Here is a 19,816-nt window from a genome sequence, read left to right as displayed (position 1 = left end):
CCAGCCGTCGGGGTGCGTCGGGGTGATCGATGAGTAGGTCCGGCCCGCCGTGTTCCAGCAACACCTGACGACATCGGCCGCATGGCATCAGCGCCGAGCCGCGCCCGTCGACGCATGCCAGCGCGATCAGCCTGCCGCCGCCGGTCGAATGCAACGCGCAGACCACGGCGCACTCGGCACAGAGACCCAGGCCATATGAGACATTCTCCACATTGCAGCCGGTGATTATTCGCTGATCGTCGACCAACGCCGCAGCACCCACCGGAAATCCCGAGTACGGGGCGTAGGCTCTCTGCGCTGCTTGGATAGCCTTGTCCCGCAGCAAATTCCAGTTAATCGTGTCGGTCACGGTCGCGATACCACGCGTGTCGGGAATGCATCGGGCTACCTCGTTCACTGTCGGCTAATTCACAAGGCAACCCTAGATTCTTCGCGTTGGAAAGCGTTGGTGGACACGAAGCGGGTCCTTTGACCGCATAAATGGGTTTAGAGTCCCACCCGGGAGTCCCACCCACAGCCGCCACAGATCGAGAGGCGCTGATGACGACGACATCTGCGAATCCGGCTACGCCGACACCGGGCGACGGATCGTCGCGTGCACGGCGGTTACGACGAACCCTCTACCGTGGCGATCCGGGTATGTGGTCATGGGTGCTGCACCGCATCACCGGGGCGACGATCTTCTTCTTTCTGTTCGTGCATGTGCTGGATACCGCACTGGTTCGAGTGAGCCCGCAGACCTACAACGAAGTCATCACGACCTACAAGACACCGATCGTGGGTCTGATGGAACTCGGACTGGTGGCCGCGGTGCTCTATCACGGGCTCAACGGCATCCGTGTCATCCTGATCGACTTCTGGGCGCAGGGCACTCGCTATCAGCGGCTGATGCTGTGGGCGATCGGCATCGTGTGGCTACTGGTGATGGTGCCGGCGACAGTTGTTGTCGGCATGCACATGTTGGGACACTTCCGATGAGCTCCCCGGACCTTCAACTGAGTCGCGGACAGGTCGCGCCGATACGGCAGCGCAGCCACGACCGCCCGGCCGGTCTGGACAATCCGCGCGCCCCGCGCCGGCGCGCCGGCATGCCCAACTTCGAGAAATACGCCTGGCTGTTCATGCGGTTTTCCGGCATCGTGCTGGTGTTCTTGGCGCTCGGGCACTTGTTCGTGATGCTGATGTGGGACGACGGGGTGTACCGCATCGACTTCAACTACGTAGCGCAGCGCTGGCACTCGCCGTTCTGGCAGACCTGGGACCTGCTGCTGCTCTGGCTGGCCCAGTTGCACGGCGGCAACGGTCTGCGCACGATCATTGACGACTACAGCCGCAAGGATTCCACCCGCTTCTGGCTGAACTCCCTGCTTGCGTTGTCGATGGTGTTCACGCTGGTGCTCGGGACCTATGTGCTGCTGACGTTTGATCCGAACATTTCGTGAAAGGCTAAGCCGTGATCCAGCAACACCGATACGACGTGGTGATCGTCGGCGCGGGCGGTGCCGGAATGCGGGCGGCCGTCGAGGCCGGACCTCGGGCGCGCACGGCAGTGCTGACCAAGCTCTATCCGACCCGTAGCCACACTGGCGCTGCGCAGGGTGGCATGTGCGCGGCGTTGGCCAACGTCGAAGACGACAACTGGGAATGGCACACCTTCGACACCGTCAAGGGCGGCGATTACCTCGCCGACCAGGACGCGGTGGAGATCATGTGCAAGGAAGCCATCGACGCCGTGCTGGACCTGGAGAAAATGGGGATGCCGTTCAACCGCACCCCCGAAGGCCGCATCGACCAGCGCCGCTTCGGCGGACACACCCGCGACCACGGCAAGGCCCCGGTACGCCGAGCCTGTTACGCCGCCGACCGTACCGGCCACATGATCCTGCAGACGCTGTACCAGAACTGCGTCAAGCACGACGTCGAGTTCTTCAACGAGTTCTACGCGCTGGATTTGGTGCTCACCCAAACCCCAAGCGGCCCGGTGGCCACCGGCGTTGTCGCCTACGAGCTGGCCACCGGCGAAATCCACGTCTTTCACGCCAAGGCCGTCGTGATCGCCACTGGCGGGTCGGGCCGGATGTACAAGACCACCTCCAACGCGCACACGCTGACCGGCGACGGTATCGGGATCGTGTTCCGCAAGGGACTTCCGTTGGAGGACATGGAGTTTCACCAGTTTCACCCGACAGGTCTGGCCGGGCTGGGCATCTTGATCTCCGAAGCCGTGCGCGGCGAGGGTGGACGGCTGCTCAACGGAGAAGGCGAGCGGTTCATGGAGCGCTACGCCCCCACGATCGTCGACCTGGCGCCGCGCGACATCGTCGCCCGCTCGATGGTGCTGGAAGTGCTGGAGGGCCGCGGCGCGGGCCCGCACAAGGACTACGTCTACATCGACGTCCGTCACCTCGGCGAGGAGGTGCTGGAGGCAAAGCTGCCCGACATCACCGAGTTTGCCCGCACCTACCTTGGCGTGGACCCCGTCAAAGAGCTGGTCCCGGTATACCCAACCTGCCACTACGTGATGGGCGGCATACCGACGACGATTACCGGACAAGTGTTGCGGGACAACACAGCTACCGTGCCCGGCCTGTACGCGGCCGGCGAGTGCGCGTGCGTGTCGGTGCATGGCGCCAACCGGCTGGGCACCAACTCGCTGCTGGATATCAATGTCTTCGGCCGGCGGGCCGGAATCGCTGCGGCAAACTACGCCCTGGGCCACGATTTCGCCGAACTGCCGCCCGAGCCCGCGGCGATGGTGGTCGGTTGGGTGGCCGACATCCTGTCGGAGCATGGCAACGAGCGCGTCGCCGACATCCGCGGAGCGTTGCAGCAGACGATGGACAACAACGCCGCGGTGTTCCGCACCGAGGAGACCCTCAAGCAGGCGCTCACCGACATTCACGCACTCAAAGAGCGCTACTCCCGGATCTCCGTGCACGACAAAGGAAAACGCTTCAACAGTGACTTGCTCGAAGCCATCGAGCTGGGCTTCCTACTCGAGCTGGCCGAGGTCACCGTGGTCGGTGCTTTGAACCGCAAGGAGTCCCGCGGTGGTCATGCCCGCGAGGACTATCCGAACCGCGACGACGTCAACTACATGCGCCACACCATGGCGTACAAGCAGGGCACCGACCTGCTCAGCGACATACGGCTGGATTTCAAGCCCGTGGTGCAAACCCGTTACGAGCCAATGGAACGGAAGTACTGATGAGTTCGGTTGTTGAGACCGCGCCAGGCGGGGATCCGCCGTTGCCCCCGATCCCCGAGGGTTCGGTGATGGTGACGCTGAGGATCGCCCGGTTCAATCCGGAAAACCCGGACCAGTACGCCGATTCCAGTGGCTGGCAGAGCTTCCGGGTACCCTGCCTGCCCACCGACCGACTGCTCAACCTGCTGATCTACATTAAGAGCTACCTCGACGGCACGCTCACCTTCCGGCGGTCCTGCGCGCACGGCGTTTGCGGCTCGGACGCCATGCGGATCAACGGCGTCAACCGACTTGCCTGCAAAGTGCTGATGCGCGACCTGCTTCCCAAAAAGGCTGACAAGGCGCTCACCATCACGGTCGAGCCGATCCGCGGGCTGCCGGTGGAGAAGGACCTGGTGGTCGACATGGAGCCGTTCTTCGAGGCCTACCGCGCGGTCAAGCCTTACCTGATCACCAGCGGCAACCCGCCGACCCGTGAGCGAATTCAAAGCCAAACCGATCGCGCGCGCTACGACGACACCACCAAGTGCATCCTGTGCGCGGCGTGCACCACCAGCTGCCCGGTGTTCTGGCACGAGGGAAGCTACTTCGGTCCGGCGGCCATCGTCAACGCGCACCGTTTCATCTTCGATAGCCGCGACGAGGCCGCGGCCGAGCGCCTCGACATCCTCAACGAGGTCGACGGGGTGTGGCGCTGCCGCACCACGTTCAACTGCACCGAGGCCTGCCCCCGGGGTATCGAAGTGACCAAGGCGGTTCAAGAGGTCAAGCGCGCGTTGATGTTCACCCGCTAGGCGACCTCGGGCCGGCCTTTGTCGCGAGAGTGCGGCTAGCCGCACGTTCGGCGTCGAGAGTGCGGCTAGCCGCATATTCGCCAATGACCCTTCACCGGCACCCTGCACAGCTCCTGCACATGCGGGAATAAGCTAGTAGACAGCTCCGTTCCCTAATCTGTGCGCACAACCACAGCGTTGCCAGAGATCGAGCCCCGCCGGTACCAGACCAACGCAAGCCTGAACCAGCCGCCGACAAGGGCTGCTGACCGGCCAGTGCGCGAGTACGTGACCAACGTCAGCTCGCGGCCCAGCGACCGTCACACATTTGCTGGCTGTCTCGTCTGACTGGTATGACACAGAAAACCCGCATCGAACCCCTGCCTCCGAAACAGGCCAATTGGCTAATCCGCGCCATGTACCGGTACGCCAAGCGGCGCTTCGGTGAAGTCCCCGAGCCGTTCGCAGTGTCCGCACAGCATCGCAAACTGATGATCGCCGGCGCTGTGCACGAAACCATGGTCGACCGAGCGTCGAAGACGCTGCCGGTCGGCGTGCGCGAGCTAGCGGTGCTATGGACCGCGCGCGCGATCGGCTGCTCGTGGTGCGTCGACTTCGGGTCGATGCTGCAGCGGCTGGACGGCCTCGACATGGAGCGGCTCAAGGACATCGACAACTACGCCACCTCAACGGCATTCAGCGACGATGAGCGCGCCGCCATCGCCTACGCCGACGCGATCACCACGGACCCACACACCGTTACCGACGAGCAGGTAGCCGATCTCCAGACCCGCTTCGGCGACGCCGGCGTCTTTGAGCTGACCTACCAGATCGGATTGGAGAACATGCGAGCGCGGGTGAACTCCGCACTGGGCATCACCGAGCAGGGCTTCAATTCCGGTGACGCGTGCCGTGTTCCATGGGCCACGGAAACTACCGAAACCCCAGCGCAGCGCTAAAGTGGCGACATGCAGGTCTGGGAGCTGAGCCCGGGCCGGCTCATGATTGCCGGCGGGTTTTCCGACCTTGCCGTGCACCATCACGCGGCGGTTCAAATCACCGTCGGCGGGCGCGGTCCGTTAACAGTCACCCGTGACGGCGAGACGCACGAAGCGTGCCGGCTGGTCGTGATCGCCAGCGGAGTGCGCCATGCCGTGCGATCGCAGCCGGAATCCGGGGCGGTGACGCTGTATCTCGGGCTACAGACACCGCAAGGGATCGCGCTGAATACCATTGCGCGCCCTCGTGTCTGGGTTGTCGATGATGGCGAGCACCTAGCGGAGGCGACGGCCACGCTGCTAGACAATGACGGTCCTGGCGCGGCTGCGGATTTTCTCGTCGATCGGCTTTGCGGAGCGCAGGAGCCACCGCCCGTTCACCCGCAGCTGCGGCAGGCGATCGAAGTCGTGTCGAGCCGGGTGCCCGACCATATCGATGTGACTTCGGCCGCGAGCGCGGTAGCGCTGTCGCCCGACTATCTCGGGCGGCTCGCCAAACAGCAGAACGGCATCTCGTTTTCGGCCACGATCCGCTGGGAGCGGCTGATTGCCGCCGTGAGCTACCTGCTCGATGGTTACTCCGTCACCGACGCCGCCCACCAGGCCGGGTTTGCCGATGGATCGCACGCCAACAAGGTGTGCTGGGAAATGACCGGGGCAACCCCAAGCGAACTCGCTGACGCGGTCCGACGCACATTGCTGAGGCCCTGATCTGACGGATCCGTACAAGCGTTCGGTGCGTGGCCGATCCATGCTTGGGATATGCCTGCGATGTCCTCATTCGAACGTGTCTACTGCTGCAGCTCGTTTTGGCGTTCCAGCAGTTCCGCGATCGCGCGGGAAGTGTCCACCCAACGACTGGGCCGCGACGTACTGGAAATCGGCGCTGGCAGTGGATCCGTTGCTCAGCAGCTTCTTTCGGAGGACCCCGACCTTGCTTGGACCGCAATAGATATCGACCCGGGCATGACGCAAGCCGCCGCCACACGCTTGGGTGAGTTCGCCGGCGCATCGGTGAAAACGGCTGACGCCACCGCGATGCCGTTCCCCGATGAGTCCTTCGACTCCGTGGTCAGCTGCCTGATGCTGCACCACATCATCGACTGGGAACGCGCTGTCGCCGAAGTAGCACGCGTGTTGCGACGGGGCGGCATCTTCGTTGGCTATGACCTGACCCAGACTGCGCTCGCGAGTCTGTTTCATCGTTTAGACGGCTCACCGCATCGTCTGGTCGAGCCCGACGACTTCCGGGCCGAGTGCACACGTAACGGGCTCGCCGTCAGCTTGCGAACCCGATTCCTCGGGCACGTCATGCAATTCGTCGCGCACAAGCACACGGAGGAGATCTGATGTCATTGTTGGGTAGTGGCGCGAAAGCGAAAGTGGTCAGCGGTCTCTTCGCATTGCCCACGCCGGTCCGCCGATTGTTGGCCGGTCCGCCATTGCGAATCGACGGGCAGGAGATGGCGCTCGACGCCCAGCTGGCTATCCGACTCAAAAACCGTGCTGGCTCTGATGTTTTCGACGGTCCGGTCGACGAAGCTCGCGCTCGATATGACGCACTTCCGAGCATCATCGGGTACGAGTCCCCTGTTCCTATCGCGACGCGGGAGATCATCATGCCCGCCGAGCACGGCGACATCCCGGCCACCCTCTACACGCCTGCGGACCTGCCCGAGCCGTCCGGGCTGTTGGTGTACACCCACGGCGGTGGCTTCTCGGTCGGCTCGCGGCTAAGCCACGACCCGGTGGCCCGCTATTTAGCAAGCCACGCCGATGTCCGAGTGCTGTCGGTCGAGTATCGACGCGCACCCGAGCACCCATTTCCCGCCGCCGCCGACGACGCACTCGCCTCATTCGAATACGCCCACGCCCACGCCGCCGATATGGGTGCTGATCCCGACCGCATCGCCGTCGGCGGCGACAGTGCCGGCGGCAATCTCGCCGCGGTGACTGCACAACAGGCAGCGCGACGAGGCGGTCCGGTGCCGGCTTTTCAGCTGCTGCTCTATCCAGCTACCGATCTGAGCACCCGCCGGCCGTCGCGCGACCTGTTCGCCCAAGGTTCGACGTTCACCGAACGCAATCTGCAGTGGGTGATGGCCAACTACATACCCTCGGGAACCGACGTGAAGGATCCGCGACTGTCACCACAGCGCGGCGACATCACGGGCGTACCACCGGCCTACATCGCCACCGCCGGGTTCGATCCTATCCGCGACGACGGCGAGGCATACGCGGACAAACTTCGAGCCGGTGGAATCCCGGTGGCGTTAACCCGCCAGGCCGACCTGCCGCACGCATTCCTCAACTTCGTCGGCTTGGGCGGCCGGTTCGCCGAAGCCGCGAGCGAAGTAGCCGATGCGCTCCGAGTCGCCCTCAGGACCGCCGCAGTGGAGAACCGGTGAACTTGTCCGGATTGGCGATATCCCATAGCGCGCACACCTTTCCATCGCGCACCGTTATCGCCAGAATCCGCGGCAACATTGGCCAGTGACCGTCGTCGCCGGGGCTGCCCGCCGTGTACACGCCCAGTTGACCGTTGACCAGCCCCGGTTGATTCGCCGTAAAGAATGCGGGACCGTATCGGCTGGCCAAACCGAAGATGAACCTCGCCACCTTGTCCGCCCCATGGATGACGTGGACTGCCGTGGGCGCCTTGCCATTTGAATCGCCGGTGAAAACGACGTCCGGATGCAGCAGCGCCACCACGGCCTCCAAGTCGCCGGTGGCCATGGCAGCCATCAGCTTGCCGACCACCTCGTTGTGCGAGGGGTCTGGTTCCGGCGGCGGCTCGGCGGCCACGGCTTTGCGGGCGCGCGATGCCAACTGGCGCGCGGTGGCGTCGCTTGTCCCGAGCACCTCAGCGACTTCGTTGAAGGGCACCGCGAATCCGTCGTGCAGCACGAAAGCGACCCGCTGATCGGGCGACAGACGCTCCAGCACCACCATTGCCGCGAACCGGGCGTCCTCGTTGGCCACCACGGCCGACAACGGATCGGCCTCGTCCAACCCGGTGACCACCGGCTCGGGCAGCCAGTTTCCACTGTAGGTCTCACGACGATGTGCGGCCGAGCGCAACCGGTCCAGGCCCAGCCGGCTGACCACGGTGGTCAGCCAGGCCCGCAAGTCAGCGATCGTTTGGTCCTGGCCGCGCCAGCGCAACCAGGCATCCTGGACGATGTCCTCGGCGTCGGCCACGGTGCCGGTCAGCCGGTAGGCGACTGACATGAGATGCGGTCGCAGGGCTTCAAACTCGCCGACCTGCTGCGCTGCGGTCATATCGCGAGGCTACGCTCGCGAACAAGATGACTGACAACCTGTGGCTGCACTTCACCCGGCATGGCCCGGACATCACGCCGCCGATCATCACTCGGGGCGAGGGAGTCACGATCTTCGACGATCGCGGCAAGAGCTACCTCGACGCGTTGTCCGGTCTGTTCACTGTTCAAGTTGGCCATGGTCGTACCGAACTCGCCGAGGTGGCCGCCCGGCAGGCGAGCACCCTGGCGTTCTTTCCGCTGTGGGGATACGCCACACCAACGGCGATCGAGCTCGCTGAGCGGCTCGCGCATTACGCCCCCGGCGACTTGAACCGGGTGTTCTTCACCACCGGCGGCACCGAGGCCGTTGAGACAGCCTGGAAAGTAGCCAAGCAGTATTTCAAGCTGACCGGCAAACCTGGTAAGCACAAAGTGATTTCGCGGTCAGTGGCCTACCACGGCACCACCCAGGGCGCCCTGGCCATCACCGGGCTGCCGAAGTACAAGGCGCCGTTCGAACCGGTGACGCCCGGTGGCTTCCGGGTGCCCAACACGAACTTCTACCGCGCGCCGGAACCGTTTAGCGCCGACATCAAAACCTTCGGGCAATGGGCCGCCGAGCGGATCGCCGAGGCGATCGAGTTCGAAGGACCCGACACCGTGGCCGCGGTGTTCCTGGAGCCGGTGCAGAACGCCGGCGGCAGCATCCCGCCTCCCCCAGGCTATTTCGAGCGAGTGCGAGAGATCTGCGACGCCTACGACGTGCTGCTGGTCTCGGACGAGGTGATATGCGCGTTCGGTCGGATCGGGTCCATGTTCGCCTGTGACGACTTCGGCTACGTGCCCGACATGATCACCTGCGCCAAAGGGATGACGTCTGGCTACTCGCCGATCGGCGCGATGATCGCCGCCGAGCGGTTGTTCGAGCCGTTCAACGACGGCAGCACGATGTTCCCGCACGGCTATACGTTTGGCGGCCACCCGGTGTCGGCCGCCGTCGGGCTGGCTAACCTCGACATCTTCGAGCGTGAGGGCCTCAACGACCACGTCAAAACCAACGCACCGGTTTTCCGTGCCACCCTGGAAAAGCTGTACGACTTGCCGATCGTCGGCGATGTCCGCGGCGAGGGCTACTTCTACGGCGTGGAACTGGTCAAGGACCAGGCGACCAAGCAAACGTTCAGCGATGCCGAACGCCGCTCGCTGCTCGGCCACGTGTCGTCGGCGCTCTTCGAGGCCGGGCTGTATTGCCGCACTGACGATCGCGGCGATTCCGTTATTCAGTTGGCGCCGCCGCTGATCAGCGGCCAAGCCGAGTTCGACACCATCGAAGCAATTCTGCGCAGTGTGCTGACCGATGTTGGGAGTCGCCTGTGACCAAACCAGCCATCGACCCGATCCGCTGGCAACCACCGCCGTCACGGCCATTGCCCGAACCTGACCTCACCGCCGCGCTGCACGTGGTGGAGCTACCCGGCACCGCCCCCGAGGATGTCGTCGCCGACGCGGAGGGCAACATTTGGACCGGTGTCGAGGACGGCCGCATCGTCCGGATCTCCCCGGACGGCAACTCCACCCGGGTGATGGTCAACACCGGCGGCCGACCGCTGGGCTTGGCGGTCGCCCGCGACGGCCGGCTGCTGATCTGCGACAGCCACCGCGGCCTGCTGCGATACGACCCTGCCGCCGGAACTTTGGAGACGTTGGTCGCCGAGGTGGCCGGACGGGCTCTGACATTCTGCTCCAATGTCGTCGAATCATCGGACGGCACAATCTTTTTCACCGAGTCCACCAGCCGATTCCACTACGAGTACTACAAGGGTGCCGTTGTCGAGGGACGTGCGACCGGTTCGCTGTTCCGGCGTGATCCCGACGGGACGGTCGGCGTGCTCGCGTCCGATCTGCACTTCGCCAACGGCGTCACGCTGACCGCTGATGAGTCGGCGCTGGTGTTCGCCGAGACCACCGGCTGCCGGTTGTCCAAGTACTGGCTCGCCGGAAGCCGTGCCGGCTCGATCACTCCGCTGGCCACCGACCTGCCCGGTTACCCCGACAACATCTCGACCGGTCTCGACGGCAGGATCTGGGTCGCGATGGTCTCGGAGCGCAACAAGCTCAGCGAATGGCTGGGCCCCCGCGCCCCGGTCGTCCGCTCGCTGCTGTGGAGACTTCCCTACCGCTGGCTTCCGAACCCGAAACCGACGGTGTGGGTGATCGCGTTCGACCCCGACGACGGACGCGTCGTGACCCAGCTACGCACCCAGCATCCGGCCTTCGGCCTGGCCACCGGAGTCGTGGAAACACCCCGACGGCTGTGGCTGGGCCGCATCGCCGGCCCGGGCGTGTGTTACCTGGATTTGTAACTTCCGTAACACCAGTCACAGCGCGGCTCCTCGAAATCCGGCCCTTGATCGCCTACTCTGCACAGACGATGGACCTCTTACGCACTGCGTCATGCCTGGTAGCGGCGACTTTCCTGGCTGCGGCGCCCGTCGTCCTCGGCGTCCCGATCGCGCTTGCCGAGCCCGCTGCCGGATCCGGTCCGACACCCGACGCCTGCCCGTACAAGGTGGCCACCCCGCCGGCCGTCGACTCGTCGGAAGTCCCGCAGGCTGGTGACCCGCCCATGCCACTGCCGGTGCCCCCGTCGCCGATCGGTGGTAATGCATTGGGCGGCTGCGGTGTGGTCACCGCGGCCGACACCCCGCCGGTGCCCGGCGACGTCTCCGCGGAGGCGTGGGTGGTGGCCGACCTGGACAGCGGCGCGATCATCGCGGCCCGCGACCCACACGGCCGCCAACGCCCGGCCAGCGTCATCAAGGTGCTCGTCGCGATGGAATCGCTGCGCGAGCTCAACCTCAACAAGACCGTCGACGGCACGCCCGAGGATGCCGGCGCGGAGGGCACCCGGGTCGGCGTTGCTCCGGGTGGCACCTACACCGTCAACCAGTTGCTGCACGGGCTGCTGATGCACTCCGGCAACGATGCGGCGCACGCGCTTGCGATGCAGCTGGGCGGGATGCAAGTCGCGCTGGAAAAGATCAACTCGCTGGCCGCCAAGCTCGGTGGCCGCGACACCCGCGCCGCGACGCCGTCCGGACTGGACGGACCCGGCATGAGCACATCGGCCTACGACATCGGGCTGTTCTACCGATATGCCTGGCAGAACCCAACTTTCGCTGACATCGTGCACACGGAGAAGTTCGATTTCCCCGGGCATGCCGACCACCCTGGCTACGAGCTGGAAAACGACAACCAGCTGCTCTACCACTATCCGGGTGCCCTCGGCGGCAAGACCGGCTACACCGACGACGCGGGCCAGACGTTCGTGGGCGCGGCTAACCGCGACGGGCGTCGGCTGATGGCTGTGCTGCTGCACGGCACCCGTATGCCGATTGCCCCATGGGAGCAGGCCGCACATCTGCTGGATTATGGATTCGCGACCGCGCCGGGTACTCGGGTGGGAACGCTGATCGAACCCGACCCGTCGTTGGCCGCGCCCAAGACGGTGAACGGCAGTGACGCGGCTCCCGGGACATCGACGAACGCGGCCACGCTCATGCCATCCGCCGACTCGCTGCCGGTACGAGTCGGTGTGGCGGTGATCGGTACCGTCATCGTGCTCGGATTGATCATGGCCGCTCGCGCGTTGAATCGTCGGCCGCAGAACTAAGTCGGCAGAAGTTCGGCGATGAGTGCGCGAACGCGTTCGGCGATCTCATCGCGTATGACGCGAACAGCGTCCAGCGGTTGACCTGCCGGGTCGTCAAGTTTCCAATCGCGGTAGGACACTCCGGGATAGTACGGGCAGGTGTCGCCACAGCCCATGGTGATCACGACGTCGCTGGCCTCAACCGCGTCGGGGGTCACAACTTTCGGGTTCTCGGCGGTGATATCGATACCGAGTTCAGCCATGACCGTGACGGCGCTCGGGTTGATGTGATCGGCGGGTTCGGTTCCCCCCGAACGAACTTCGATTCGACCACCGGCGAGATGAGTTAGCAGCCCGGCTGCCATTTGGGAGCGGCCGGCATTGTGCACGCAGACGAAAAGGACGCGGGGCCTCCCGCTCATTGGTGGGCGCTGCCGACGGAATCGACTGTGCCAGCAGCGGACGAGAATAGGCGTGGTCGCACGGCGAGCGAGACGTAGACGAGCGCGACGAGAACAGGCACTTCGATGAGTGGCCCAACGACGCCGGCCAAGGCCTGGCCGGATGCGGCGCCGTAGGTCGCGATCGCCACCGCGATAGCCAGTTCAAAGTTATTGCCGGCAGCAGTGAATGCGAGCGTAGCGGTGCGTTCATATCCCAAACCGAGTGCGGCGCCCAAAATGTAGCCACCGATCCACATGATGGCGAAGTAAGCCAAAAGTGGCAGAGCAATGCGGGCGACATCCCATGGCTGAGTAATGATCTGGTGGCCCTGGAGAGCGAACAGGATCACGATAGTGAACAGCAGCCCATAGAGTGCCCAGGGCCCGATTGCGGGCAGGAAGCGAGTCTCATACCAGTCGCGGCCCTTGGCTTTTTCGCCCCCGCGGCGGGACAGGTATCCAGCAAGTAAGGGAATTCCCAGAAAGATCAGCACGGATTTGGCGATCTGCCAAGGCGAGGACGAGATAGTGGTTTGCGGCAGGTGCAGCCAGCCCGGGAGCACTGACAGATAGAACCAGCCCAAGGCGGCGAACATCAGAACCTGAAAGATCGAGTTCAACGCAACCAGCACCGCGGCGGCTTCGCGGTCCCCGTTGGCCAGATCATTCCAGATGATGACCATCGCGATGCAGCGGGCCAAACCGACAATGATCAGGCCGGTGCGGTATTCGGGTAGATCGGCCAGCATCAGCCAGGCCAGGGTGAACATCACCGCCGGGCCGAGCGCCCAGTTGAGCAGCAGCGAGCTGATCAGCAGTCGGCGATCGCTGGTGACGGTGTCGAGCCGGTCGTAACGCACCTTGGCCAGTACTGGGTACATCATGATCAGTAACCCCAGTGCGATGGGCAGCGAGATCCCGTCGATCTGGACTTTTTGAAGGACAGTGTTGAAGACGGGAACCCAGCGTCCCAGCAGCAGGCCGGTGGCCATCGCGGCCGCAATCCACACCGGCAACAGCCGATCCAGTGTGGAAAGCCGTGTTGCCGCTGTGGTTTCGGCAACGGCGGCGGTGGTGTCCGTCATTTGATGGTCTCGTTCAATGGATAGCAGTCGGCTATGAGCAGCAGGGCTGAGACTGGCTGGGGCTGACGCCAAAGCTATCGGAATCGGCGAGCACGGTGTAGACCTCCCAGCGCTCGCCGCTGGCGCCGGTGACCCAAACCTTGTCCTGCTTCGCAAAGCAACAGGTAGTACCGATCTCCTCTTCGGTGAACATTTGGGCCTCCGTCAACCGAGCGATCTCGGCGTGCACGACCTCGCTGGATTCGACCTCGACCCCGAGGTGATTCAGCGTCCCGCCCTGACCAGGGTTCTCCAGCAGCACCAGTTTCAGCGGCGGATCAGCGATGGCGAAGTTCGCATAGCCGGGCTTGCGTTTGGCTGGTTCAGCGTGAAACAGCTTGGAGTAGAACGTAATTGCCTGATCGAGGTCCTCAACGTTGAGCGCCAGCTGAACCCGTGACATGGCACGAACCTCCCACTTGTGAGACATATATCGAACTACTGCTGCGGCCTAGCATGCCGACCTTTTCGATATATGTCAAGGCATGTGGCAAGATAGTGTGAGGCCCAAAGCGTTACCGGTGATCGATACGACCGCCCCGGTCTGTTGTGCCCCGGTGGCCGCAGGACCGATGAGCGACACCGACGCGTTGCAGATTGCGCTGCGTTTGAAGGCCCTTGCCGACCCGGTTCGAGTCAAGATCATCGCGCATCTGTTCAGTTGCTCGGCCGGTGAGGAGATTTCCGGAGAGCTTGCGGCCATTCTCGACTTGAGTGAGTCCACGGTCAGTCATCACCTGACCCAGCTGCGTAAGGCAGGCCTGGTGATTTCAGATCGCCGTGGGATGAATGTTTTTCACAAGGTCCGCCCGGAAGCGTTACAGGCGCTTTGCGTGGCGCTCGACCCGAGCTGCTGCACGTAGTCGCAAAGGGGTGAGAGTGGGCCAGACCAACGAGCTACACACCCGGCGGCACGGGCTCCTACTAGGCCTCACCGCAGCAAGTCTGGGCATCGTCTACGGCTACGACCTATCCAACATCGCCGGTGCGATGCTGTTCATCACCGACGAATTCGGTCTGACGACACGGCAACAGGAGCTGGTGACAACCGCAGTGGTGCTCGGCGAGATCGCCGGCGCGTTGGGCGCCGGGATGCTCGCCAATCTGATTGGGCGCAGGTGGTCGATGGTGCTGGTGGCGGTCGGCTATACGGTCTTCGCGATGCTGGGCGCGATGTCGGACTCCGTGCCAATGCTGCTGACGGCCCGGTTACTGCTGGGCATGACCATCGGAGTGTCGGTCGTGGTGGTCCCGGTGTTCGTAGCCGAATCCGCGCCGGCCCGCGTACGCGGTTCATTGCTGGTCGGCTACCAGGTCGCAACCGTATTCGGCATCATCGTCGGCTACCTGGCCTGCTATGTGTTGGCCGATTCGCGCGACTGGCGCGCGATGCTGGCGCTGGCCGCCATCCCGGCAGCACTGCTGGCAGTGGTGATGCTGCGGATGCCCGACACCGCGCGGTGGTATGTGCTCAAGGGTCGGGTCGCCGACGCCCGCAGGGCGCTCCAACTGGTGGAGCCCGACGGTGACGTCGAACATGAGCTCGCCGAAATCAGTGCTGCGCTCAAGGAAGAACACGGCGGCACGTTCGCCGAGATGCTGCGCCGGCCATACTTTCGCGCCACTATCTTTGTCATCGGGTTGGGATTTTTCATTCAAATCACCGGCATCAACGCGATCGTCTATTACAGCCCCCGCCTATTCGACGCGATGGGCTTCCGTGGCAACTTCTCGCTGCTGGTACTACCGGCGATAGTCCAGGTCGCGGCGCTGGCCGCGGTGTTGGTCTCCGTAGCGCTGGTCGACCGGCTGGGCCGACGGCCGATTCTGTTGTCCGGCATCGCGATGATGATCGCTGCGGATGTAGCGCTGATAGTCGTATTCGCTGCGCACTCCCCCGCAATATTCGGATTCACCGGCGTACTGGTATTCACGGTGGGGTTCACCTTCGGCTTCGGCGCGCTGGTGTGGGTCTACGCCGGGGAAAGTTTCCCGTCCCGGCTGCGTTCGATGGGATCGAGCGCGATGCTGACGGTCAACCATCTAGCCAACGCCGTGGTAGCCGGGCTGTTCCTGACGATGCTGCACTCGCTTGGCGGTGCAGGCACTTTCGCAGCATTCGGCGTTTTCGCGGTCGCCGCGTTCGGGTTCGCGTACCGGTATGCTCCCGAGACCAAACGTCGGCAACTCGAAGAGATCCGTCACTTTTGGGAGAACGACGGCCGCTGGCCTGACGAATTCACCAGCACGGCAACGGATGTGCCAGCATGTCGCTGATCGCCGTTGGCACTGTCGCACTGGAAGACGGCCTGTGCCGTCCCGGTTGGGTGGAAACCTCGAACGGACGAATCGCAGGCTGCGGGTCGGGCCTGCCGCCGCGGCCAGCCGATGTCGACATGCCCGAGGCGCTGCTAGTACCCGGATTCGTCGATATCCATGCACACGGTGGCGGCGGAGCGTCATACACCGACGGCAATGACGCGGATATCCTGCGCGCGGCTCTGTTTCACCGCAGACACGGCACCACCACCGCGATCGCCAGCATCGTCACCACATCGCCCGCCGACTTGGGCACGGCGGTGCGTTCACTCGCCGATTCCACCCGTGCGGGCGTCGTCGCCGGCATCCATCTGGAGGGGCCGTGGCTGAGCAGCGCACGCTGCGGCGCGCACGATCCTGAGCAACTGCGCGACCCGGAACCCGCTGAGATCGACTCGCTGTTGACCGTCGGCGGCGACGCGATCCGGATGGTCACCCTGGCACCGGAACGCGGTGGGAGCGACGGAGCGATTTCCCGCTTTGTCGAGGCCGGAGTTGTTGTCGCCGTTGGGCATACGGATGCCACCTATGAGCAGACCCGCCATGCCATCGAGCTCGGCGCGACGGTCGGCACTCATCTATTCAACGCGATGCGCCCCGTGCATCACCGCGAGCCCGGCCCGGCGATCGCGTTGTTGGAGGATGGCAGAGTAATCGTCGAGTTGATTGCCGATGGCGTACATATCCACCCCGCAATGCAACGAGCGGTGATCGCGGCAGCGGGAGCTGACAGGGTGGCGTTGGTCACCGATGCCACGGCAGCGGCAGGGTTAGGCGACGGCGAATTTCAGCTCGGCACAGTGCAGATCGAAGTCGTCGAGAACGTCGCACGCGTGCGTGGAACCTCAACGATCGCCGGAAGCACCGCGACGATGGACCAGCTTTTCCGGGCCGCCGCCGGCCTCGGCGCAGACCGCGACGCGGCGCTGGCCGCCGCGGTGCAGATGACCTCGATGACACCGGCCCGAGCGCTCGGCCTCGGTAATGTCGGCGGTTTGCGCGTCGGTGCTGACGCCAATCTTGTTGTGCTGAACCAGGATTTGCAGGTGATCGGTGTCATGGCCGACGGCGAATGGCTGGAGGCATCGCAGCGCTGATCTGCCCTGTCATGCCAATCTTGCGGTTTTCCGACCGTCCTGCCGCCTGTTTGCTAGCTTGAGGATTCGAGGCAGCAAAGCCTCCGGCCGCCCCGCGAGCCGGGCTCAATATCCTCCCAAGGAGGGGTGATGATGGTAGGTCCGTTCCGAACTCACGCGATCATCGTGGCGTCAGCCATCGTGGCAATAAGCGGTTGCGGCTCGCCCAAGCAGCAGACCAACACCACGTCGACGGAGACGGTCACCGCATCGGTGTCAGCAACGGCCACCGCCCCCGGTACCACCACGGCTCCGACCACAGCGGGAAATGCCGTCCAAGTGCCCCTGTACCAAGAGTTCGAAGCAGAGCACTCAGTCGGACCGAACGGCAAAGCCATCAACGCCAGTCTGGCCGGACAAAGTTACCCAAACTCGACCGGAATGTGGGTTGGGTGCGGAGGCCAACCGGCGACGACGACATATCGACTGTCCCACAAGTTCAGTCGGCTGCATGCGACCGCTGGACTCCAGCCGCACACGCCCGAGCAACTCAACGTCAATGTCACGATCTCAGGCGACAATCGCACCCTGCAGCAATTTGCACTTACCAAGCAGACCCCGGTGCCGGTCGACGTGGATGTCAGTGGGGTTGACGCCCTTGTTGTGGCGGCAATTGCCGTTAATAACGAACTCTGCACCGCCTCAGGGACACCCTACGGCGCTCTGGGCGGTGCCGAACTCGATGAGGTCGCCAGCTAAAGGCAACCAGCGGCGCTGCCAGTCTTGTTGTGCTGGACCGGGATCAGCGTTGGCGTAGTCTCGCCCACGCGGCGACTATCGTCATTGTGGGTGAGCCCAGCAGCAGCCTCAGCGCTTGTATCGGATGCAGCGTGGGCCTGATCTTGAGGTAGTTGTAGAACTGCAGGTCGATCACTTTGCCGTGATGGTCGAACCGCCACACCTCTATGCCGCAGCTATCGCGGCGCCCGCGAGGCCCACCGCGCCAGTCGTTGACGATGGTGTCGTCGGTTGCAGCGACGAGGGTCTTTTCGAGCCGGAAGTGACACGCCTTGAACGTCGAGCAAGTCGTCGACCACGTGTCGTGGATGGCGTGTACGCCAACGGATTCCTCCCACGCTCCGTCGGTGATCATCACCGACCGTGCATCCGCGGCGAAGATCTCATAGATCGCGTCGGCGCGGGATTCATTGGTGGCGCGTTCGACGAATTCGACAAAGGCGGCGGCGTCCTCGGGGCGACGGCCTGCGCCGCGCACCGCTGCGGGCATGTTCGTCATCGGCCTGAACCTCGTTGCGCCGACCGGATTGCCGCGCTCGCGGCGTCGAGGCCGGTGCGGATACCCGCCCGCAGTAGGGCCGCCAGCCCTCGTGGCCGCAGCACCGCCCTGACCATCGGCAGGGAGTCGCAGTACAAGGTTCGCCGGCGTACCCGTCCTGCCTCGTCGAGTTCGCAGCGATCGACCGCCGGCCAGCTGATTGGTTTTCCGCCCAGGGTTCCGTTGATCCGGAATTCGATGTACACCATGTCGTCGGCGGACACCGCCCAGTCCACGACGTCGATGTGCAGGTCTGGCACCAATGTGAAGATGCGCCGCCAGTACACGCCGGCTTGCTCTCGGCCGTGCACGGGTGGATGCAGAGGTTGGAGGTAGCAGACGTCGGGATGTGTCACCGCGTCCAAGCGCTCGACGGTGGGCGCGGCCCACACCTCCCGAAATTGCTGCACGAACGCAGCTGCGATCTCCGACGTGTCGAGTTGGCTTGGCATCTCTCTCATTTCGTGTGCCGAGTGGTTGGTGCAGTACGTTGGGCGCAGGCGATGGCCAGCCAGTCGTCATCGGCGAGCCCGCGCTCGCCTGCCGGGTCGTAGCGCCGCAGGAGTGTGGAGACGCTCGCGTGTTCGCGGCTGGTGAAGCCGTGGGCGGCAAGCAGAGTATCCAGGCCGGCTGCGGTGAAGCCGCTGCGATACGGTTCACCGCGCCGTGCAACCAGGCGGGCGACCCGGCGAGCGCTTGCCCACCGGCTGGTTGCAGTGGCGACGTCGGCTTCGATGTAGTCCAGGACAAGATGGCTGCCGGGTGCGCAAAGTGCCGCGAGGTCGGCAAGAGTTTGATCGATCGCCTGGCCGGTCAGATATGGGGTCACCCCGATCCAGGCGATCACGCTTCGTCGGTCCGGGTCAAACCCGCTGCCCAACAATCGCCCGCGGAGCACGCCGTCTTCGAAATCGCATGGCACCCAGACTGTTCGGCCGTTGTCCGGGAGGTTTCCGATCGCCGCGCGCTTGTCCTGTTGGGTGGTGGGCGCGTCGACCTCGAAGACCGCCACCGGGGTCCCGGCCAACCGAAGGCTGGTGCTGTCGAACCCAGCACCGAGCAGCACCAGCTGGTCGATGCCATCGCTGATGGCCGCCCGACACACGTCATCGACATAACGCACACGCAGCATGATGTGGGCATGTAGTCCGCCCCACAGCCAATCGAACACGCGGATGGCCGTATCGGCCGCCAGCCGGTGGGCCAGCACCGCTCGTAGCAGCGGGTGGCGGACGAAGTGTCGCGAGTATGGGTCGTCGAGGAGCCGACGACGCGGCGGCAGCAGCGTCTCCGCGGCGCGTTGGGCGGCATTGATCTGGGCGGTCAAACTCGCCTTACGGTCAAGGCGCCGGCCAGTCACGACTGAACTCGTCACAGCATTCGACGCTACGAGATGACCGGTTCACCTGTAAGGTCCAATTCCATGCGGGATTCGTGGACCAGTGGTGCCGTCGGAGTCGACTTGCACCTCGACATTCCGCCGGGTCGAGGGCGGCGCCGTGCTCTGGAAGGTGCACTGCGGCGAGCCATCCGGGACGGCCGGCTAGCCCACGGCGAGCGGTTGCCGTCGTCGCGCGGGCTTGCTGCGCAACTGGGCCTCGCGCGCGGGACTGTGGTGGAGGCT

Annotated in this window: 21 protein-coding genes and 2 pseudogenes; 16 read left to right on the top strand and 7 right to left on the bottom strand. The window is 64.4% G+C overall.

Features of this window, described 5'->3' with window-relative positions; translation table 11 throughout:
* Positions 1–337 (bottom strand): cytidine deaminase (locus tag WBF82_RS16085; RefSeq protein ID WP_424383981.1); only part of this gene is annotated, 337 nt, incomplete at its 3' end.
* Positions 338–540: 203 nt separating this feature from the next.
* Between WBF82_RS16085 and sdhC the strand changes: the two genes are divergently transcribed.
* From sdhC to WBF82_RS16045, 8 genes and pseudogenes are all read left to right on the top strand, one after another.
* On the top strand, positions 541–978 hold the full coding sequence (gene sdhC, locus WBF82_RS16080) for a succinate dehydrogenase, cytochrome b556 subunit (protein ID WP_424383979.1): 438 nt from the start codon (positions 541–543) through the stop codon (positions 976–978).
* A complete protein-coding gene (locus tag WBF82_RS16075; RefSeq protein ID WP_424383978.1) occupies positions 975–1,442 on the top strand; it encodes a succinate dehydrogenase hydrophobic membrane anchor subunit in 468 nt (155 codons plus the stop codon). The genes sdhC and WBF82_RS16075 overlap by 4 nt, the downstream gene beginning before the upstream one ends.
* Positions 1,443–1,453: 11 nt before the next feature.
* Entirely contained in the window at positions 1,454–3,208 is a 1,755-nt protein-coding gene (sdhA, locus tag WBF82_RS16070; protein ID WP_424383977.1) for a succinate dehydrogenase flavoprotein subunit, read from the top strand.
* Positions 3,208–4,002, top strand: a complete 795-nt coding sequence (locus WBF82_RS16065; protein WP_424383976.1) for a succinate dehydrogenase iron-sulfur subunit — start codon at positions 3,208–3,210, stop codon at positions 4,000–4,002. Before sdhA ends, WBF82_RS16065 begins: the two co-directional genes overlap by 1 nt.
* 317 nt (positions 4,003–4,319) lie before the next feature.
* Positions 4,320–4,940: pseudogene (locus WBF82_RS16060) on the top strand (carboxymuconolactone decarboxylase family protein); the annotation flags it as partial.
* Between the two features lie 9 nt (positions 4,941–4,949).
* Positions 4,950–5,690 carry a helix-turn-helix domain-containing protein gene (locus WBF82_RS16055; protein ID WP_424383975.1) on the top strand — a complete coding sequence of 247 codons (741 nt, stop codon included), beginning with the start codon at positions 4,950–4,952 and terminating at the stop codon, positions 5,688–5,690.
* A 51-nt stretch (positions 5,691–5,741) separates the two neighbouring features.
* Complete coding sequence (locus tag WBF82_RS16050) at positions 5,742–6,329, top strand: class I SAM-dependent methyltransferase (RefSeq protein ID WP_424383974.1); 588 nt, start codon at positions 5,742–5,744, stop codon at positions 6,327–6,329.
* A complete protein-coding gene (locus tag WBF82_RS16045; RefSeq protein ID WP_424383973.1) occupies positions 6,329–7,387 on the top strand; it encodes an alpha/beta hydrolase in 1,059 nt (352 codons plus the stop codon). Before WBF82_RS16050 ends, WBF82_RS16045 begins: the two co-directional genes overlap by 1 nt.
* On the opposite strand, the gene WBF82_RS16040 is transcribed toward WBF82_RS16045, so the two are convergent.
* A complete protein-coding gene (locus WBF82_RS16040) occupies positions 7,359–8,261 on the bottom strand; it encodes a sigma-70 family RNA polymerase sigma factor (RefSeq protein WP_424383972.1) in 903 nt (300 codons plus the stop codon). The two genes, WBF82_RS16045 and WBF82_RS16040, sit on opposite strands and share 29 nt — an antisense overlap.
* A gap of 26 nt (positions 8,262–8,287) precedes the next feature.
* On the opposite strand from WBF82_RS16040, the gene WBF82_RS16035 reads away from it, so the two are divergent.
* From WBF82_RS16035 to WBF82_RS16025, 3 genes are all read left to right on the top strand, one after another.
* Entirely contained in the window at positions 8,288–9,619 is a 1,332-nt protein-coding gene (locus WBF82_RS16035) for an aspartate aminotransferase family protein (RefSeq protein WP_424383971.1), read from the top strand.
* The gene (locus WBF82_RS16030) at positions 9,616–10,605 is read left to right on the top strand and encodes an SMP-30/gluconolactonase/LRE family protein (protein WP_424383970.1); all 990 of its coding nucleotides are present in this window, start codon (positions 9,616–9,618) and stop codon (positions 10,603–10,605) included. Before WBF82_RS16035 ends, WBF82_RS16030 begins: the two co-directional genes overlap by 4 nt.
* Before the next feature lie 68 nt (positions 10,606–10,673).
* A complete protein-coding gene (locus tag WBF82_RS16025; protein WP_424383969.1) occupies positions 10,674–11,915 on the top strand; it encodes a D-alanyl-D-alanine carboxypeptidase family protein in 1,242 nt (413 codons plus the stop codon).
* Here WBF82_RS16025 and arsB read toward each other — a convergent pair.
* Together arsB and WBF82_RS16015 are read right to left on the bottom strand one after the other, a co-directional pair.
* Positions 11,912–13,422, bottom strand: a pseudogene (arsB, locus tag WBF82_RS16020) (ACR3 family arsenite efflux transporter). The gene WBF82_RS16025 and the pseudogene arsB sit on opposite strands and share 4 nt — an antisense overlap.
* Positions 13,423–13,453: 31 nt before the next feature.
* The gene (locus WBF82_RS16015; protein WP_424383968.1) at positions 13,454–13,864 is read right to left on the bottom strand and encodes an ArsI/CadI family heavy metal resistance metalloenzyme; all 411 of its coding nucleotides are present in this window, start codon (positions 13,862–13,864) and stop codon (positions 13,454–13,456) included.
* 82 nt (positions 13,865–13,946) lie between these two features.
* Here WBF82_RS16015 and WBF82_RS16010 point away from each other — a divergent pair, with 82 nt between their 5' ends.
* From WBF82_RS16010 to WBF82_RS15995, 4 genes are all read left to right on the top strand, one after another.
* Positions 13,947–14,324, top strand: coding sequence for an Rv2640c family ArsR-like transcriptional regulator (locus WBF82_RS16010; protein ID WP_424383967.1), 378 nt, complete (start codon positions 13,947–13,949; stop codon positions 14,322–14,324).
* Between the two features lie 16 nt (positions 14,325–14,340).
* A complete protein-coding gene (locus WBF82_RS16005) occupies positions 14,341–15,738 on the top strand; it encodes a sugar porter family MFS transporter (RefSeq protein ID WP_424383966.1) in 1,398 nt (465 codons plus the stop codon).
* The gene (gene nagA / locus WBF82_RS16000; protein WP_424383965.1) at positions 15,729–16,877 is read left to right on the top strand and encodes an N-acetylglucosamine-6-phosphate deacetylase; all 1,149 of its coding nucleotides are present in this window, start codon (positions 15,729–15,731) and stop codon (positions 16,875–16,877) included. Before WBF82_RS16005 ends, nagA begins: the two co-directional genes overlap by 10 nt.
* 129 nt (positions 16,878–17,006) lie before the next feature.
* Positions 17,007–17,615, top strand: a complete 609-nt coding sequence (locus WBF82_RS15995; protein ID WP_424383964.1) for an NPCBM/NEW2 domain-containing protein — start codon at positions 17,007–17,009, stop codon at positions 17,613–17,615.
* A gap of 43 nt (positions 17,616–17,658) precedes the next feature.
* Here WBF82_RS15995 and WBF82_RS15990 read toward each other — a convergent pair whose 3' ends face one another.
* The 3 genes from WBF82_RS15990 to WBF82_RS15980 are packed head-to-tail and all read right to left on the bottom strand — an operon-like array spanning position 17,659 to position 19,552.
* Complete coding sequence (locus tag WBF82_RS15990; RefSeq protein ID WP_424383963.1) at positions 17,659–18,153, bottom strand: nuclear transport factor 2 family protein; 495 nt, start codon at positions 18,151–18,153, stop codon at positions 17,659–17,661.
* Positions 18,150–18,644, bottom strand: a complete 495-nt coding sequence (locus tag WBF82_RS15985; RefSeq protein ID WP_424383962.1) for a nuclear transport factor 2 family protein — start codon at positions 18,642–18,644, stop codon at positions 18,150–18,152. The genes WBF82_RS15990 and WBF82_RS15985 overlap by 4 nt, the downstream gene beginning before the upstream one ends.
* A 5-nt stretch (positions 18,645–18,649) precedes the next feature.
* The gene (locus WBF82_RS15980) at positions 18,650–19,552 is read right to left on the bottom strand and encodes a class I SAM-dependent methyltransferase (protein ID WP_424383980.1); all 903 of its coding nucleotides are present in this window, start codon (positions 19,550–19,552) and stop codon (positions 18,650–18,652) included.
* 63 nt (positions 19,553–19,615) lie between these two features.
* Here WBF82_RS15980 and WBF82_RS15975 point away from each other — a divergent pair.
* On the top strand, positions 19,616–19,816 hold a 201-nt coding region (locus WBF82_RS15975), incomplete at its 3' end, for a GntR family transcriptional regulator (RefSeq protein ID WP_424383961.1).

The sequence above is a fragment of the Mycobacterium sp. genome (assembly GCF_049673265.1).
Taxonomy (GTDB): Bacteria; Actinomycetota; Actinomycetes; order Mycobacteriales; family Mycobacteriaceae; genus Mycobacterium.
This window is presented reverse-complemented; position numbering and strand designations above follow the sequence as displayed.